Source organism: Herbiconiux daphne (genome assembly GCF_024979295.1).
Classification (GTDB): domain Bacteria; phylum Actinomycetota; class Actinomycetes; order Actinomycetales; family Microbacteriaceae; genus Herbiconiux; species Herbiconiux daphnes.
The window spans coordinates 420,044-437,631 of sequence record NZ_JANLCJ010000002.1 but is presented as its reverse complement, the minus strand read 5'-3'; the positions used below and the strand labels follow the sequence as shown (position 1 = coordinate 437,631).

Here is a 17,588-nt window from a genome sequence, read left to right as displayed (position 1 = left end):
GGGTGGGAGGCGGGAGGGGAGCGGACGGGCTGGGAGGGGGGAGGGACGGGTGGCGCGGGCGCGCGGCGCGCTAGGCGGTGAGCGAGGCGAGCGCGTCGTCGATGACCGAGAGGGCATCGAGCAGCAGCTCGTCGCTGATCGCGAGGCTCGGCAGGAAGCGCAGCACGTTGCCGTAGGTGCCGGCCGTGAGCACGAGCACGCCGCGCTGGGCTGCGTAGGCGGCGATCGCGCTGACGGCCTCGGAGTGTGGCGTCTTCGTGGTGGTGGCGGTGCCGGGCTCCACGAGCTCGATCGCGATCATCGCGCCGATGCCCCGCACGTCGCCGATGATGTCGTATTTCGCCTGCAAGTCGAGGAGGCCCGCCGTCAGGGTCTGCTCGATGCGCTTGGCCTCGGCGAGCAGCCCGCCCTTCTCGATCTGCTCGAACACGGCCACAGCCGCCGCTGCCGCGACCGGGTTGCCGCCGAAGGTGCCGCCGAGCCCGCCGGGCTGTGCGGAGTCCATGATCCCGGCCCGGCCCGTCACGCCCGCGAGCGGCAGGCCACCGGCGATGCCCTTGGCCGAGAGCACCATGTCGGGCACGAGACCGAAGTGCTCGCTCGCGAAGTAGGCGCCGGTGCGCGCCATCCCGCTCTGGATCTCGTCGGCGATGAACACGATGCCCTTCGCCGTGCACCACTCCTGCAGCGCCGGCAGGTAGCCGTCGGCCGGCACGACGAAGCCGCCCTCGCCCTGGATCGGCTCGACCACGAGGCACGCGAGATCGTCGGCGCCGACCGTCTTCTCGAGGTAGTTGATGGTGCGGGCCGCCGCCTCGGCACCCGAGAGACCGTCGTGGTAGGGGTAGGAGTTCGGCGCGCGGTAGACATCGCCTGCGAACGGCCCGAACCCGGTGGAGTAGGGCGACGCCTTGAAGTTCATGGCCATCGTGAGGTTGGTGCGACCGTGGTAGGCGTGCTCGAGCACCGCGATGCCGTTGCGGCCGGTGTGTTTGCGGGCGATCTTGACGCCGTTCTCGACCGCCTCGGCACCCGAGTTCACGAGCACCGTGCGCTTGGCGAAGTCGCCGGGTGTGCGTTCGGCGAGCAGCTCGGCGACCCGCACGTACTCTTCATAGGGAGTGATGGTGAAGAGGGTGTGCACGACGTCGTGCAGCTGCTCGGCCGCGGCCTCGACGACGGCCTTCTCGGTGTGACCGATGGTGGTGACGCCGATGCCGGCGCCCAGGTCGATGAACTGGTTGCCGTCGACATCGACGAGCACGGCGCCGTTGGCCTTCGCGATGTAGACCGGCAGCGCGCTCGACACTCCGCGCGGCACGACGGCGAGCCTGCGCTGGTGCAGCGCCTCGGATTTCGGGCCGGGAATCGCGGTGACGATCCTCCGCTCCTGCGGAACCGAGTAAACGGGGGCGGAAACCTGCGCGTCGATCGTGTCAGTCATAGTCAGGCAAGTTTAGGCCAGCCGCCCCCGCGCGGAGAGTTAGCATTGCCGAGTGAATCGTGAGCATCACTACAGCGTGGATGTCGCCTGGCTTGGCAATCGCGGCAGCGGCACGAGCCACTACCGCGAGTACGGCCGGCAGAGCGCCATCACCGCCCGCGGCAAGCATCCGATCGATGCGTCGGCCGACCGCACCTTCCACGGCGACGCCGACCGCTGGAACCCCGAGGAACTGTTGCTCGCCGCGCTCAGCGAATGCCACATGCTCTCGTTCCTGCACGTCGCGGTCGGCCACGGGGTCGTCGTGACGGATTACACGGATGCCGCCGACGGCACCATGCAGCAGGAGGGCGACGGCGGCCGGTTCACCTCGGTGACGCTGCATCCGCTCGTCACGGTGCTCTTGTCCGACGGCGCGCCCCTCGACCCCGAGCTCTTCGAGGCCATGCATCGCGAGGCGAGTGAGAAGTGCTTCATCGCCAACTCGGTGAACTTCCCGGTGCACCATGAGCCTCGAGTCGTCGTCGCCGACTGACGCCGACGGGCTCGCCTTCGAGGAGCGCCCGGTCGTCGTGTTCGTGATCGGCCGCACCCTTCGTGGCACCCTGGGCGAGCGCTTCCGCCGCTTCGCCGTGCAGCGGTTCGACGAGCTCGAGGGGCCGGGCCCCGCTCCCGCGGCGAGTCTCAGCCGCACCGTCGAGCTCACCGCCGTGGCGGTCAGCCGGGCCGCGTTCGTGCGGGTCGACACGAGCATCGCCGACCCCGCGTTCGGGGTCGGGCGCGCGACCGACGTGGCGTCGGCCGAGACGGCGGGTCGCTCGGTCGTGAGCGTCGCCGCGGAGTCGCTCGCCGGCATCCGGCCCGTGGCGGGCCCGGCGGGCGTCGACCGCTCGCGCACGATCACGGTGACGGTCGGAGACGCGGGCGGCAGCCGGCATCCGGTGGCCGTGCGGTTCGAGGTCGTGCCCGACGACACGATCGGCTGACGCGCAGCTGCTGGCCGGGGCGACTGACGGCGGTGGCCGACAGGGGCCGGCAGTCGCGGCGGGTGACCCCATCGGGGACACCCCGATCGGCGGCGAAGGCTCGCGGATGCCGCCACGATGCACTTGACTGAGGCAATGTCCAGGCAGCAGCGGTTCGTTCTCGCGGTCGCGATCCTCTCGGCTTTCGTGTCGTTCCTCGACGCGACGGTCATCAACGTCGCCTTGCCGGCGATCAGCAAAGACCTCGGCGGCGGGCTCACCTCGCAGCAGTGGGTGGTCGACGCCTACCTCATCACGCTCGGCGCCGTCATCCTGCTGGCCGGGTCGCTCAGCGACGTCTACGGCCGCAAGAAGGTGCTCTTCGCCGGGCTCATCGGCTTCGGCGTCACATCGTTGCTCTGCGCGTTCGCGCCGTCGGCGGAGTTTCTGATCGGCGCCCGCGCCCTGCAGGGCATCGCGGGGGCCCTGCTGGTGCCGTCGTCGCTCGCATTGATCCTGGCGAACTTCTCCGGCGCCGCCCAGGCCCGGGCGATCGGCACCTGGACGGCGTTCACGAGCGTCGCCAACATCGCCGGCCCCATCCTCGGCGGGGTGCTCGTCGACACGTTGTCGTGGCGCTTCGTGTTCGGCATCAACGTGCTGCCGATCGTGGTCACGCTCGTGCTGCTGATGAAGCTCGAGCCCGACCACCCGCATGCCCCCGGCGCCCGCATCGACTACCTCGGCGCCGTGCTCGGCATCGTGGGTCTCGGGCTGCCCGTCTTCGCGCTGATCGAGCAGGCGCACTTCGGCTGGGGGTCGCCGGTGGTGCTGGTGCCGCTGATCGTCGGCGTGGTCGCGCTCGCATTGTTCCTCGTGAACGAGCGGCGCACGAAGCAGCCGATGCTGCCGCTCAGCCTGTTCCGGGTGCGCAACTTCTCGGTCGGCAACGTCTCGACCTTCCTCATCTACGGCGCCCTCTCGCTCGGGTTCTTCAGCGTCGCCGTCTTCCTGCAGCAGGTCGCCGGCTACAGCGCGATCGCGGCGGGCTTCGCCATGATCCCGACCAGCCTGCTGCTGATCGGCCTGTCGTCGCTGTTCGGGCGCCTGAGCGGGCGCATCGGCCCGCGCCTGTTCATGACGATCGGGCCGTTCATCGCCGGCGGCGGGTTCTTGCTCATGCTGCGATTCGACCAGCAGGCCGACTACTGGACGCAGGTGCTGCCCGCCGTCGTCGTGTTCGGCTTCGGCATGGCGCTCACCGTCGCACCGCTGACGTCGGCCATTCTCGGAGCCATCGAGCCGGCGCGCTCGGGCATCGCGTCGGCGGTCAACAACGCCGTCTCGCGCGTCGCCGGGCTGATCGCGATCGCCCTCGCGAGCCTGATCGCCGGCGCGGCGACGCTCGACCTGGCGGGCTTCCACCGGGTGGTGCTGGTGACGGCGATCTTCTTCATCGCCGGGGGAGTCGTGTCGCTCATCGGCATCCAGAACCCCAAGCACACGATTGCCTCCCAGCCGGCCACCAGCTTGACGCAAGGCGACTGAGCCAGACTGTCAGCGATCCCCCCGATTTCTGACGAAGAGGAACCATGCGCTCAATTCCGGCCCTGGCCGCTGCCGCCGTCGCCGCCGCCCTCCTGCTCGCGGGGTGTTCCGCGTCGACGACCGATTCGGCCACCGACGCCGCCGACTCCGGTGAGTGCACCGCTGCGGCATCCGGAAGCGCCTCCGACGGCGTGACCGTGACCGGCGACTTCGAAGCGCTGCCCACCACCGCCTTCCAGGGCCCCCTCACCGTCGACACCACTCAGCGCACCGTCGTCAGCAAGGGCGACGGCGAGGTCGTGCAGCAGGGCGATGTCGCCACGATCGACTTCACCATCTACAACGGCACGAGCGGCACCCAGGTGTTCTCGACGAAGGACGCGGGCGGCACGCAGCTGCAGCTGACCGTCGACGACACCCAGTTCATCCCGGGCATCGTCAACGCCGTCGCCTGCTCGACCGTGGGCTCGCGCGTCGTCGCGGTCATCCCGCCGGCCGAGGGCTTCGGCGACACCGGCAACACCGACCTCGGGATCGCCGCCACCGACTCGATGGTGATGGTGGCCGACGTCGAGGCGATCATCCCGACCAAGGCCGACGGCGAAGACCAGCCCGCGCAGGACGGCTTCCCGACCGTGACGCTGGACGAGACCGGCGCGCCGACCGTCGTCATCCCCGACACCGCGGCACCGACCACGCTGCAGACCGAGGTGCTGAAGAAGGGCGACGGCGCCACCGTGGGCGACGGCGACAACGTGACCGTGCAATACCAGGGCCTCATCTGGGGACCCGACGCGAAGATCTTCGATCAGAGCTGGGGCAACGGCGGGCCGCGCACGTTCCAGACCACCGGCGTGGTCAAGGGCTTCGCCGCCGCGATGATCGGCCAGACGGTCGGCTCGCAGGTGCTCGTCATCATCCCGCCCGACCAGGGCTACGGCACCGACGGCAACAGCGCCGCCGGCATCTCGGGCACCGACACGCTCGTGTTCGTGATCGACATCCTGGCGAGTGCGTCGGCGCCCACGCAGTAGCGGGGCGGGCATGGGGGCTGGGGCATTGCGGCGCGTGATCGTGGCGCGGTAGCTGGCGGCCCCTCGGGCACTACGGCGCGCGACCGTGGCGCGGCAGTTCGTGGCAGGCTCATGCGGCTGTGCTAGCTGCCGGTGCGGCCGTGCTTCGCGCGGCTGCACCGGGCGTCGCCGGTCTCTGCCCGGCGCCGCGCGACATGTGACGACGCGGTCGCTCGCGCGGCCACGCCGTCACCTTGGGTCGTCGACAAAGGCCTGTTGCGTTCGGTGCCGTCGAATGGGTTTGGCAGGGGATCAGTGAGATGGTTGGTTCTGTGAGACGCGTAATCATCCTCGGCAGCACCGGGTCGATCGGGGTTCAGGCGCTCGACGTCATCCGGGCCAATCCCGAGCGGTTCGAGGTGGTGGGGCTCGTCGCGGGCACGAATCGCGAGGCGCTCGACGCGCAGGCCGCCGAGTTCGGGGTGGCCGACACGGGGCTCGGGGTCACCGACGCCGAGCAGATCGTGCGCGACGTCGAGGCCGACGTCGTACTGAACGGCATCACCGGATCCGTGGGGCTCGGACCGACGCTCGCGACGCTCGCGGCCGGGCGCACCCTCGCGCTGGCCAACAAGGAGAGCCTGATCGTCGGCGGCGACCTGGTGAAGGATGCCGCGGAGCCCGGGCAGATCGTGCCCGTCGACTCCGAGCACTCGGCCATCGCTCAAGCGCTGCGGTCGGGCACCGCCGGTGAGGTGTCCCGTCTGGTGCTCACGGCATCCGGAGGCCCTTTCCGCGGACGCAGCCGCGAGTCGATGCACGGGGTCACACCGCGCGAGGCGCTCGCGCACCCCACCTGGGACATGGGGCTCGTGGTCACCACGAACTCGGCCACACTCGTGAACAAGGGGCTCGAGGTGATCGAGGCGCATCTGCTGTTCGACGTGGCCTATGCCGACATCGAGGTGACGGTGCATCCGCAGTCCGTGGTGCACTCGATGGTCGAGTTCGTCGACGGGTCGACCATCGCCCAGGCCTCGCCGCCTGACATGCGGTTGCCCATCTCGCTCGGGCTCGACTGGCCCTCGCGGGTGGCGGGGGTCGGCGTGCCGATCGACTGGACGGCCTCCCACGCCTGGACCTTCGAGCCGCTCGACGAGTCCGCCTTCCCGGCGGTCGCCCTGGCCAAGCAGGTCGGGCGGGCCGGGGGCAGCTTCCCGGCCGTGTTCAACGCCGCGAACGAGCAGGCCGTCGCGGCGTTCCACTCGGGGCGCATCGGGTTCCTCGACATCGTCGACACGGTGCAGCGCGTGGTCGATGCGCACGAGATGCCCTCCGACGTCGTCACGATCGAGTCGCTCGCCGAGGCGGAATCCTGGGCGCGCGCCACCGCCGACGCCCTCATCGCGAAGGCCTGAGCGCCGCCGGAACTCCTCAACGTTCGTTCAGCGAACGATCAGCGCTCGCGGTTTTCGCCAGGGTAGGGTCCTGGTGTGGAAACGGTCCTTCAGTTCATCATCGGCGTGCTCGTCATCGCCGTCGGCATCGCCGTCTCCATCGGGCTGCACGAAGTCGGCCACCTCGTGCCGGCCAAGCTCTTCGGCATCAAGGTGACGCAGTACATGATCGGCTTCGGGCCGACGATCTTCTCGCGCAAGCGCGGCGAGACCGAATACGGGCTGAAAGCCATCCCGTTCGGCGGCTACATCTCGATGATCGGCATGTTCCCGCCGCGGCGGGCAGGCGAGAAGGCGGTCGCCAACAGCACCGGCTTCTTCCAGTCGATGGTGCAGGATGCCCGCCAGGCGTCACAGCTCACGATCGGCACCGAAGAAGACCGGGCCTTCTATCGCAAGCCGGTCTGGCAGCGCATCATCGTGATGCTCGGCGGGCCGTTCATGAACCTCGTGCTGGCCGTCGTGTTCTTCTCGATCGTGCTGGTCGGCTTCGGCACCGCGCAGGTGTCGACCACCGTCGGCAGCGTCTCGGCGTGCGTGCTGCCGGCCACGAGCGACCGGCAGACCTGCGAGGCAGGCGATCAGCAGTCGCCCGGCGCCGCGGCCGGGCTGCAGCCGGGCGATCGGCTCGTCAGCATCGGCGGCACCGAGATCACCAGCTGGGATCAGTCGACCGCCATCATCCGCGAAGCCGCCGGGCAGGCGCTGCCGGTCGTGGTGTCGCGCGACGGTTCCGACGTCGAATTGACCATCACCCCACTGCTCACCGAGCGCTACGTGGTCGACGACGAGGGCAAGGTGGCGCTCGACGCCGACGGCACGAAGCAGACCCAGGAGGTCGGCTTCGTGGGCATCGGCGCCGCCAGCGAACTCGTTCCCCAGCCGATCACCGCCGTGCCGGCCATGATCGGCGAGAACATCGGATCGACCGTCGCACTCGTGGCCAACCTGCCGCAGCGGCTCTACGACGTGGCTCAGGCGGCGTTCGGGCCGGGGGAGCGCGACATCAACGGGCCGATCAGCGTGGTGGGCGTCGGCCGCGTGGCGGGCGAGATCGCGTCGATCGACACCATCCCCATCGCCTCGAAGATCGCGAGCCTGCTGGGCCTGCTCGGGTCGCTCAACATCGCGCTGTTCGTCATCAACCTCGTGCCGCTGACCCCGCTCGACGGCGGGCACGTCGTCTCGGCGGCGTGGGAGGGCATCCGCCGGTTCTTCGCGAAGCTGTTCGGCCGCAAAGACCCGGGCCCGGTCGACGCGGCGAAGCTCATGCCGCTGACGTTCGCGGTGGTCATCCTGTTCGGCGGCATGACGGCCCTGCTGGTCTACGCCGACATCGTCAAGCCGGTGAACATCTTCGGCTGATCGCCCTCGCGCTGACCGCGCATCCAGACAGCGGTTCTAGACTGAATCCGTGCCAGCAGTCAACCTGGGAATGCCCAAGCCCCCGCCCGAAACCCTCGCCCCTCGCCGCAAGTCCCGGCAGATCAAAGTGGGCAAGGTGCTGGTCGGCGGTGACGCGCAGGTGAGCGTGCAGTCGATGACCACCACGCCCACGCCCAACATCAATGCCACGCTGCAGCAGATCGCTGAGCTGACGGCCTCCGGATGCGACATCGTGCGCGTCGCGGTGCCGTCGCGTGACGACGCCGAGGCGCTGCCGATCATCGCGAAGAAGTCGCAGATTCCGGTGATCGCCGACATCCACTTCCAGCCGAACTACGTGTTCGCCGCGATCGACGCCGGCTGTGCCGGGGTGCGCGTGAACCCGGGCAACATCCGCAAGTTCGACGACAAAATCGGCGAGATCGCGGCCGCCGCGAAGGCCGCCGAGGTCTCGATCCGCATCGGTGTGAACGCCGGGTCGCTCGACCCGCGCCTGCTCGAGAAGTACGGCAAGGCCACCCCCGAAGCGCTCGTCGAGAGCGCCGTGTGGGAGGCATCGCTGTTCGAGGAGCACGACTTCCACGACTTCAAGATCTCGGTGAAGCACAACGACCCCATCGTCATGGTGAAGGCCTACCGCCTGCTCGCCGAGCGCGGAGACTGGCCCCTGCACCTCGGCGTGACCGAGGCCGGCCCGTCGTTCCAGGGCACGATCAAGAGCGCCACGGCGTTCGGCATTCTGCTCTCGGAGGGCATCGGCGACACCATCCGCGTCTCGCTGTCGGCCCCGCCGGCCGAAGAGGTGAAGGTGGGCCTGCAGATTCTGCAGTCGCTCAACCTGCGCGAGCGCAAGCTCGAGATCGTGTCGTGCCCGTCGTGCGGCCGCGCTCAGGTCGACGTCTACAAACTCGCGAACGACGTGACCGACGGGCTCGAGGGCATGACCGTTCCGTTGCGCGTGGCCGTCATGGGCTGCGTCGTCAACGGGCCGGGCGAGGCCCGCGAGGCCGACCTCGGAGTGGCGTCGGGCAACGGCAAGGGGCAGATCTTCGTCAAGGGCGAGGTCATCAAGACCGTGCCCGAGTCGGATATCGTGGCCACCCTGATCGAAGAGGCGAACCGCCTGGCGGCGGAGATGCCCGCCGGCGCGGTCGGCGCCCCGGAGGTCGTGACGGCCTAGCCGCCGCTTCCGTTCGAATCGGATAATTTTCCCACCACCGTCCATCGATCATGGACGGCGACCGGAAAATTAGTCCGTTCCGAATCCGGCGCGACGATGGCGCACCGCCCAGAGGTGCTCGCGCCGGCGGAGGTGGGCGAGAACGACCTCTTCGACGGCTGCCCAGCCGAACATGACCTGGTCGTAGGTGAGCCTGATGACCAGGTAGCCCTGGCGTGCCAGTTCGAGATCGCGGCGTCGGTCTTCGGCGAACGCGCTCCTCGAGGAGTGCCAGCGGTAGCCGTCGACCTCGATCACCAGCCGATCGCCGATGAGCATGTCGACTCGGCCGACGCCCGAGATGTGCACCTGGGTGCGAACGGTGATGCCGCGGCCCCGGAACGACAGCCGCGCCTTGGTCTCCAGCCCCGACTGCGACCCGGCGTCGGTGAGTGCCAGGTAGCCGCGGGCGCTCGCGGGCATAGGCGCCAGCACCTCGTGAAGTTGGGCGGTGGACATGATGCGCTTGTTGAGCAGGCAATCGAGCGTGGCGATGGCGTTGAATCGGTTCTGGCAGGTCATTGCGACGGCGACAGCCGAAGGAAGATCGTCGATCGCCGCCGTGGGAAGCGCCAGCCGCCCGGTGCGGTGCACGACCACCGGGTGCCTCGGGGCCAGGGAGCGTGATCGGTCGATCGGCGACCCGAGATGCTGGGCCGTGGGGCGGGTGCGCACGTGCAGGCGCTCGTCGCGCTCGCACCAGATGTCGTGCTTGGCCAGAACGGATGTGCACGTGAGGTGCCCGCCCACACGCACAGCAGCGACGACGTCGCGGTCGGCTCGGGGCAGGGCCAGCCAGCCCTGGCGCACCCGGAGCACGTCGCCGCGGCGCACTGCGGCCGCGATGGCGGCGGGGGTGACGCCGTGCGCCTCGAGGGTGCGGCACGAGGCCACACCGCCAAGGGCCTGGAGCGTGAGGAGCGGCATCCGTCGATCGTGCCGGACTGTTCGGTCGGCGCTCACAGTGGGTCCCGCAGCTGTGGACGAGTTTCGGGCACCACGGAATGTGCAGGAGGGGTCGGGCTCGGGCGCGGTCATAGAATTCACGCGTGACCGCTGCCTCTCGTGACCAAGACCGACCCGGCGACCCCGCGGGCGCGCGCCCGCCGCTCGAGGTGACGCTCGACACGCGTGCCGTTCCGCCGGCCAAGCCGCTGAATCTGCCGCTTCGGGAGCGGCCGTTCGACATTGCGTTCGCGGTGGTGTTTCTGCTGTTCACGGTGACGAGCGGCATCAGCGATCTCGTGCCGACGATCGGCATTCCGATCACGGCCGACTCCACCAACTGGCTGGCGCAGTCGAACTATTGGTATGGGCACGACGCCGATCCGCTGTTCATCGACCCGCCGGTGTGGATGCGGTTCGTGACCGGGCTGTCGGCGTTCGTCTACGGGCCGTTCTACTTGCTGCTGGCGTTCTGTCTGCTGACGGGGCGCAACTGGATTCAGCTGCCCGCGGTGATCTACGCGTCGGCGATCTCGATGATCACGGGGGTCGTGGTGTTCGGCGTCGAATTCTTCGGCGAGCCGGAGTATCGCACCGAGAATCCGGTGAAGTTCCTGGCGTTCAATCTGCCGTATGTGATCATTCCGATCCTGCTGCTGGTGCGCATGCGCAAGCCGCTGCCGTTCACGCGGAGGTGGTGATTCACGCTGGGCGAGGCGATCCGCGCTCGGTAAGCTGTCGTTGTGGATGTGAGTGAAACTCAGAACAGCGCACGGGCATACTTCGAGGCGAACGAGACTCGGTTCGATCGGCTGACCGCGTCCCTGACCTTGATCCTGACCAAGGTGGCCGATACGGCAGGGGTGAAGGTGCACCACATCTCGGCGCGCAAGAAGTCGCTCGACTCCTACCTCGAGAAGTTCGACCGGAAGCAGCACCTCGCGCGGCCGACAGACGTCCAGGACTTGGTGGGGGGACGCGTCGTCACGCTCTTCCGATCCGACCTCAGGCGACTCGAAGACAAGCTCGGCGACGTCTTCGTCGTCGTCGGCACAGAGAACAAGATCGAGGATGCCGACGAGGACTCGTTCGGCTACATGTCGGTGCACTCGGTGTGCCGCTTCAACTCCTCACTCAGCGGGCCGCATTACGACGGGCTGCATGACGTCGAGTTCGAAATCCAACTTCGGACGATCTTGATGGACGCCTGGGCAAATGTCTCGCACCACATCGACTACAAAGGCGAATCGAGCATTCCGAAAGAGTTGAGGAAGGACTTCAACGCCTTGAGCGCACTGTTCTATGTCGCGGACAGTAGCTTCGAACGGTTCTATGAGGCGTCTCAGAACTCGAAACAGGCAGCCACCGACGATCTTGCCGCGTTGACGGCGAGCGAGATCCCGCTGAACGCGGACACGCTGGCTGCCGCGCTGAAAAAGTTCTTTCCGGACCGCACGCCTCCGGACGACTCGTTCGTCTCCGGGCTGATGGAGGACATCTCGGCGTACACGACCATCGAGACGGTCGGTGCCCTTGAAAATGTCGTCGACGAATACCGAGGGGCTGCCGAGCGATTCGAGCTCGAAAATCCGCCGAAAGTCGGGCATTCCGAGATGCCGGAGCGTTTCGCTCAGGTCGGGATGCTGCGGATTCTTCTCAACATCGCTGTGGTGGACTATGCCAACCGCCTTGCCCCCCAGGTACGCGATCGATACGCCCGATATCGGTGACCCGGCCCGGCGCCATCAGCCCCGAGCCGGCAGCCGCGGCGCCGCGGCGAGCAACGCCCGTGTGTAGTCGTGGTGCGGGTCGGCGAACACGTCGGCGGTGGCGCCCTGCTCGAGCACGCGGCCGTTCTTCATGACGGCGACCCGATCGCTCATGTGACCGATCACGCCGAGATCGTGCGAGATGAAGAGGTAGCTGAGATCGCGGCGCTGCTGCAGCTCGTCGAGCAGGTCGAGGATCTGCGCCTGCACCGACACGTCGAGCGCCGACACGGGTTCGTCGCAGACCAGGATGTCGGGCTGCGGCGCGAGCGCCCGCGCGATCGAGACCCGCTGCCGCTGACCACCGCTGAGCTGCAGCGGTCGCACGCGGGCGAGCGCGGGGTCGAGGGCGACGTCGGCTAGCAGCGCGGCGACGCGCTCGGCCGAGGGGTGCGCTGACGAGGAGGCCCCGTCGAGGTCGGTGGCGCCGAGCGCATCGGCGAGGATCTGCCCCACCGTGAGCCGCGGATCGAACGACGACAACGCATCCTGATAGACGGCCCCGACCAGGCGCCGGCGAGGGCGCCGCAGCTTCTCGGCGCCAGGCACCCACGGCTCGCCGAGCAGCGACACGCTGCCGGAGTCGGGTTCGGTGAGTCCGAGCACGATGCGGGCGAGGGTGGTCTTGCCCGATCCGGATTCGCCGACGATGCCGAGCGTGGCGCCGCGCTCGAGAGTGAGCGTCACGTCGTCGACAGCGCTGCGGATGCCGCCGCGCGGCCCCCCTCGCACCGGGAATGTCTTGGTCACCCCACGCACCTCGAGCACGGGCGCACTGGGCCCGCCGACGGCGGTGGTCGTGGGAAGTGAGGTGACAGGGGTGGTCGTGGGGGGTTCGGCGGTGGTGACCGGCATGGCCGTCACTGCCCCGGCGGGCGGCGCCGCCAGCCGGAGCCCGCGGGGCACGCCCGTCGGCACGGCGCGCAGGAGGGCGCGCGTGTAGTCGTGTCGTGGCGACCCGAGCACTTGGTCGATCGGCCCGGATTCCACCACCCGCCCGCCCCGCATCACGAGCACCTCGTCGGCGATGCGCGACACCACGGCAAGATCGTGGCTGATGAAGAGCAGGCTCGTGCCGCGGGCCTTGATGGTGTCGAACAGGTCGAGAATCTGCGCCTGCACCGTCGAATCGAGCGCCGTAGTCGGCTCGTCGGCGATGAGAACCGCCGGGTCGGCCGCGAGAGCGGACGCGATCAGCGCCCTCTGCCGGAGGCCCCCCGAGAGCTCCCCGGACCGCTGACGCACCCGCACCTCGGGCTCCGGCATCCCGACCGCCTCGAGCAGCTCGAGCACCCGCGCATGCCGTTCGCCGACACCGAGCCGCGTGTGCAGCCGCAGAGCGTCACCGATCTCACGCCCGATCGGGCGCAGCGGGTCGAGCGACACCAGGGCGTCCTGCACCACGAGCCCGATGCGGCGCCCCCGCACCCGCTGCCAGGCCCGCGCCGACAGGCCGAGCCCCCGGCCCGCCAGCCGTTGCGCCCCTGTACCGCTGTCACCCGCACCGAGGCGGAGGTCTCCGGATGCCGCGTCCGCACGCCCCGGGCCACCACCCGCCGCTCCTGCTCGAGCCCGCGCCGGCTGCTCTTCGAGCAGCGACTCGCCCAGCACTTCCAGCGCCGTCGCCGTCTGCCACGATCCCGCGCCGGCCAGCCCCACCAGCGATCGCGCCGTGACGCTCTTTCCCGAACCCGACTCGCCGACGATCGCGATCGCCCGACCCGCCGTCAACTCGAACGACACCCCGTCGACCACCGGCGCGGCACCGATGCGCCCGAATCCCACCCGCAGGTCCTCGACCCGCAGCACGACCTCACCCCGACGCCCGCCAGCGGCAGCCGCGTCCGAGCCACGCGCGTCCGAGCCGCCCGAGCCGCCCGTGCCGCCGGCGCCACCCGTGCCCGAGCCAGCCGTTCCTGCGCCAGCCCATCCCGAGTCACCCTCCGCACCACCCGCGCGCCCGAGCTCGCGCCCCGCCCCGCTCACCGCGGGCCCCGCCGCTGCAGCGCCCGCCCCAGCACGGTCGCGGCGGCGGCACTCAGCACGATCGCGAGGCCCGGGAAGAACGTCATCCACCACGCCGTAGCCACGTAGTTCTTGCCGGCGAAGAGCATCGCGCCCCACTCGGCTGCCGGCGGCTCGGCACCGAGCCCGAGGTAGCTGAGCGCCGCCGCCCACACGATCGCCTGCCCGACCCCGAGCGTCACCAGCACGAACACCGGCGCGATCGCATTCGGCAGGATGTGCCGCCCCAGGATGCGCCCCCTCGACCGCCCGAGCACCACCGCCGCCTCGACATACGCCGACGACGCCACCGACCGCGTCTGCGCCCGGATGATGCGTGCATACCCGGGCGCGGTGGCGAGCCCCACGGCGATCGTCGACGTCACGATGCCCGGCCCGTAGACCGTGATCACGAGCAGCGCCAGCAACAGTCCCGGAAACGCGAACAGCACCTCGAGAAACCGGCTCACCCCGAAGTCGACCACGCGCCCGCCGAGCGCCGCCGCCACCCCGAGCACGAGCGCCAGCGCCACGCCGATGGCCGTGGCGGCCACGCCGATCACGAGCGACGCCCCCGTTCCGTGCACGACACGGGTGTAGATGTCGCGCCCCGATTCGTCGGTGCCGAACGGATGCCCCCACCCCGGCGGGCGAAAAGCCTCCGCCGGTGCGATGGCGAGCGGATCGCCGGGCGCGAGCAACCACGGCACGACCGCCGCGACCACGAGCAGCACGAGAAACCCGAGGGCGATCCACTGCGGCACCCCGAGCGCCCCGAGCGCCCCGAGCCCCCCGAACCGCCGCCCCACGAATCCCCGAGCACCGGGCCCCCGCGCCCCGAGCCCGCGCCCAGCGCCACCACTCCCGCGCCCTAAAGTGCCGGCGAGCCCACCCGATCCGTCCGGCCCCGCCCCCCGGATGCCGCCGCCCGAGCCGCCCGCACGAGAAGCCTCGCCGCCCACCCCGAAGGCCTCCACGTCGCCCGCCGCGCCCCCCACTCCCCGCGGCGACGCCGGCTCGCCCGCGCCCAGCGCGCTCGTCGGCAGGCTCACGAGAACCTCGCCCGCGGGTCGACCAGCCGGGTGGCGGCATCCGTCGCCAGCGTCATCAGCACGTAACCGAGGGCCACGACCAGCACCACCCCCACCACGAGCGGCACGTCGCGCAGCTGCACGGCATTGAGCAGGGTGCGCCCGAGCCCCGGACGCGCGAAGACGGTCTCGACCACCACCGCCCCCGAGATGAGCCAGCCGAACGCCCACCCCGACAGCGCGACGCCCGGCAGCGCCCCGTGCCGCAGCACGTGCCGCCACCGCACGCCGGTCTCGCTCTCGCCGCGGGCCCGGGCCGACAGGGTGAACGGCGCCTCGAGCGCGTTGAGCACCGACTCGCGCATCACCTGTCCGAGAAATCCGGCGAGCGGCAGCGCGAGGGTCAGCACCGGCAGCACGAGCCCCTCGGGCCCTGCCGTGCTCACTGCGGGGAACCACCGCAGCGCCGTGCTGAAGATCAGCACCAGCACGGTCGCGAGCCAGAAGTGCGGCACGGCCGCGGCGACGATCTCGAGGGTCGATCCGACCGCAGCGGCGACCCGCCCACCGCGGGTCGACCACACGGCGAGCCCGAGGGCGATCACCCACGCCACCAGGAGCGCGAGCGCCGCGAGCAGCAGCGTGCCGCCGATCTGCGATCCGATGATGTCGGCGACGGGGCTCTTCAGCGAATACGACGTGCCGAGATCGCCGGTGGCCAACCGCCCGAGCTGCGCGACGTACTGCACCCCGATCGGCTGATCGAGCCCGTACTCCGCCCGCACCTGCGCGAGCGCCTCCGCACTCGCCTGCGACCCGGGCCCGCCCAGAATGGCCTGCGCCGGGTCGCCGGGAATGAGCCGCAACCCGAAGAAGGTGAGCGTGGCCGCCGCCCAGAGCACGAACACGGCGCCCACCAGGCGCACCAGCACCCCTCTGACGACGGGCCAGAACCGGATGCCGCCACGGCGCGACGCGGCAGCCCCACCGGCACCCCGACCTCCGGCCGACCCTCCGGGAGCACGACCCCGGCGCAGCCCACCCAGCCCGCCCGCACGGCCCGCGCCGGCCGGGCCACCCAGGCCGCCCGCGCCACCCAGCCCGCCCGCCCCCGCCGCGGAGGCCGCCCCTACTGCTGCACCCACGCGTCGTAGAACGTCGGAATCTGCAACGTCGGCAACAGCGACAGCCCCTGCACGCGCGGCCCGTAGCCGATCTTCTGCAGGTGGTCGTAGAGCGGAAGCACGTAGGCGCCGTCGGACAGGATCTTCTGCGCGTCGGCGTAGAGGGCCTCGCGCTGGTCGGCATCCGTCGTCTGCCCGGCCTCGGTCAGGTCGGCGTCGAGCTCGGGAATGGACACGTGCGCGTTGTTGGGGTGGTAACCACTCGGCGCCGGGATGATGTTCGACGAGTGGTAGAGAATGCGCAGCACGTCGGGGGAGTTCTTCGTGTAGATCGCGCTCGTCACCCCGAAGTCCCACGCGCCGAGGGCCGCATACCAGCTCGACAGGTCGAGCGGGTGCAGCTCCACGTCGAAACCGACCTCCTTGGTGGTGGCCTGGATCTGCTCGAACAACGACTGCTCGGCCGGGATCGACTGGTTGGTCGAGATCGGGAAGTCGACCGTCAGGCGCTGGCCGTCTTTGGTGCGGTAGCCGTCGGCGTCACGGCCCGTCCAGCCGGCCTCGTCGAGCAGCTGGTTCGCCCGGTCGGGGTCGATCGCGAAGTCGTCGGGGTAGCTGGCGCCGAACGGCGTGCCGCTCGAGAGCACCGAGTACGACCGGTCGACCGTGCCGAAGAACAGGCTCTCGATGCCCGGGTTCACGTCGGCCGACGCGATGAACGCCTTGCGCACCTTCTCGTCGTCGAACGGCGCGTAGCCGGCGTTGAGCTCGAGCCGGATGGACGCGCCGGGCAGCGCGCCCGTCAGCACGTCGAGCTGGTCTGACGACTCGGCGGCCACGACGTTGTCGGGCTGCATCTCGTCGATCACGTCGACCTGACCCGACTGCAGCGCCGCGAAGCGGGTGGCCGAGTCGGGGATGAAGCGCCAGACGATCTCGTCGAGGTAGGCCGGCCCCTCGTGCGCCGAGCCCGCGGGCGGCGAGTTGTAGTCGTCGTTCCGCACGAGGGTGATGTTGTCCTGCTTCGTCCAGCTCGACACCACGAACGGGCCGGTGCCGACGGGTGACTCGCAGTTCTCCTCCTGCGTGCGCTGGAGCGCGGTGGGCGACTCCATGGCCAGCCAGGTCTGCGCGAGCGACTCGAGCAGGGCGCTGTCGGGCTCGCTCAGAACGAAGCGGGCGGTGGTGGGGTCGACGACCTGCACCTCGGTCACCTTGCCGAGCGCGAGGATGGCGGTCGACGACGCCGTGGCCGGGTCTTGCATGTGCTCGACGTTGGCCTTCACCGCGGCCGCGTCGAACGGCGTTCCGTCGGTGAAGGTCACGTCGTCGCGCAGCGCGATGTCCCAGCTGAGCCCGTCGGCCGACGGGGTTCCGGATGTCGCGAGCCACGGCACGATCGTGCCGTCGGCGTCTTGCGAGAACAGCGACTCCACGAAGTTGGTGCCCACGAGCGCCTGCGGCATGTTGCCGCCCACGTGGGGGTCGAGGCAGGTCGGCTCGCCGAAGCCGGTCGCGTAGGTGAGCGTGCCACCGGATGCCGGGGTGGCGGTGGTCGCCGCCGGCCCGGCCGCGCAGCCCGCCAGCAGCAGGGCGGCGGCGCCGAGGGCGGCGAGCGAGCGGAGGATGGCGGGCCGGGGGGGCCCGGAGTGACGACGCAGTGGCACGGAAAAGCCTGTCTCT

The 17,588-nt window shown here is 70.1% G+C and carries 15 protein-coding genes; 9 read left to right on the top strand and 6 right to left on the bottom strand.

All coding sequences use genetic code 11. The features are described 5' to 3' along the window. Nucleotides 1-70: 70 nt before the first annotated feature. Entirely contained in the window at nt 71-1,444 is a 1,374-nt protein-coding gene (gabT, locus tag N1032_RS07580) for a 4-aminobutyrate--2-oxoglutarate transaminase (protein ID WP_259538414.1), read from the bottom strand. A 52-nt stretch (nt 1,445-1,496) separates the two neighbouring features. Between gabT and N1032_RS07575 the strand changes: the two genes are divergently transcribed. The 7 genes from N1032_RS07575 to ispG all read left to right on the top strand — a co-directional run bounded on the left by N1032_RS07575 (nt 1,497) and on the right by ispG (nt 8,993). Beyond that, nucleotides 1,497-1,979, top strand: coding sequence for an OsmC family protein (locus N1032_RS07575; RefSeq protein WP_259538413.1), 483 nt, complete (start codon nt 1,497-1,499; stop codon nt 1,977-1,979). Further along, nucleotides 1,951-2,430, top strand: coding sequence for a hypothetical protein (locus tag N1032_RS07570; protein ID WP_259538412.1), 480 nt, complete (start codon nt 1,951-1,953; stop codon nt 2,428-2,430). The genes N1032_RS07575 and N1032_RS07570 overlap by 29 nt, the downstream gene beginning before the upstream one ends. A 135-nt stretch (nt 2,431-2,565) precedes the next feature. Beyond that, entirely contained in the window at nt 2,566-3,957 is a 1,392-nt protein-coding gene (locus tag N1032_RS07565) for a DHA2 family efflux MFS transporter permease subunit (protein ID WP_259538411.1), read from the top strand. Nucleotides 3,958-4,001: 44 nt separating this feature from the next. Then, on the top strand, nt 4,002-4,991 hold the full coding sequence (locus N1032_RS07560; RefSeq protein ID WP_259538410.1) for an FKBP-type peptidyl-prolyl cis-trans isomerase: 990 nt from the start codon (nt 4,002-4,004) through the stop codon (nt 4,989-4,991). Nucleotides 4,992-5,302: 311 nt separating this feature from the next. Next, nucleotides 5,303-6,388, top strand: coding sequence for a 1-deoxy-D-xylulose-5-phosphate reductoisomerase (dxr, locus tag N1032_RS07555; protein ID WP_259538409.1), 1,086 nt, complete (start codon nt 5,303-5,305; stop codon nt 6,386-6,388). A gap of 75 nt (nt 6,389-6,463) precedes the next feature. Next, nucleotides 6,464-7,792: a M50 family metallopeptidase gene (locus N1032_RS07550; protein ID WP_259538408.1), complete on the top strand. Its 1,329-nt coding sequence runs from the start codon at nt 6,464-6,466 to the stop codon at nt 7,790-7,792. A gap of 49 nt (nt 7,793-7,841) precedes the next feature. After that, nucleotides 7,842-8,993 (top strand): flavodoxin-dependent (E)-4-hydroxy-3-methylbut-2-enyl-diphosphate synthase, encoded by a 1,152-nt coding sequence (ispG, locus tag N1032_RS07545; RefSeq protein ID WP_259538407.1) that lies wholly within the window; start codon nt 7,842-7,844, stop codon nt 8,991-8,993. A 69-nt stretch (nt 8,994-9,062) separates the two neighbouring features. Here the strand turns inward: ispG and N1032_RS07540 are convergent, their stop codons facing one another. After that, on the bottom strand, nt 9,063-9,959 hold the full coding sequence (locus N1032_RS07540) for an endonuclease domain-containing protein (protein WP_259538406.1): 897 nt from the start codon (nt 9,957-9,959) through the stop codon (nt 9,063-9,065). A gap of 122 nt (nt 9,960-10,081) precedes the next feature. On the opposite strand from N1032_RS07540, the gene N1032_RS07535 reads away from it, so the two are divergent. Next, nucleotides 10,082-10,678, top strand: a complete 597-nt coding sequence (locus N1032_RS07535) for an EXPERA domain-containing protein (protein WP_259538405.1) — start codon at nt 10,082-10,084, stop codon at nt 10,676-10,678. Nucleotides 10,679-10,720: 42 nt separating this feature from the next. Beyond that, nucleotides 10,721-11,707 carry a GTP pyrophosphokinase gene (locus N1032_RS07530; RefSeq protein ID WP_259538404.1) on the top strand — a complete coding sequence of 329 codons (987 nt, stop codon included), beginning with the start codon at nt 10,721-10,723 and terminating at the stop codon, nt 11,705-11,707. 15 nt (nt 11,708-11,722) lie between these two features. Here N1032_RS07530 and N1032_RS07525 read toward each other — a convergent pair whose 3' ends face one another. The 4 genes from N1032_RS07525 to N1032_RS07510 form a co-directional block, all read right to left on the bottom strand. Further along, nucleotides 11,723-13,822 carry a dipeptide ABC transporter ATP-binding protein gene (locus N1032_RS07525; RefSeq protein ID WP_407933013.1) on the bottom strand — a complete coding sequence of 700 codons (2,100 nt, stop codon included), beginning with the start codon at nt 13,820-13,822 and terminating at the stop codon, nt 11,723-11,725. Continuing rightward, nucleotides 13,729-14,802 carry an ABC transporter permease gene (locus N1032_RS07520; protein ID WP_310795931.1) on the bottom strand — a complete coding sequence of 358 codons (1,074 nt, stop codon included), beginning with the start codon at nt 14,800-14,802 and terminating at the stop codon, nt 13,729-13,731. Before N1032_RS07520 ends, N1032_RS07525 begins: the two co-directional genes overlap by 94 nt. Next, entirely contained in the window at nt 14,799-15,818 is a 1,020-nt protein-coding gene (locus tag N1032_RS07515; RefSeq protein WP_407933018.1) for an ABC transporter permease, read from the bottom strand. The genes N1032_RS07520 and N1032_RS07515 overlap by 4 nt, the downstream gene beginning before the upstream one ends. 92 nt (nt 15,819-15,910) lie before the next feature. Then, nucleotides 15,911-17,572: an ABC transporter substrate-binding protein gene (locus N1032_RS07510; RefSeq protein WP_259538403.1), complete on the bottom strand. Its 1,662-nt coding sequence runs from the start codon at nt 17,570-17,572 to the stop codon at nt 15,911-15,913. Nucleotides 17,573-17,588: the final 16 nt, after the last annotated feature.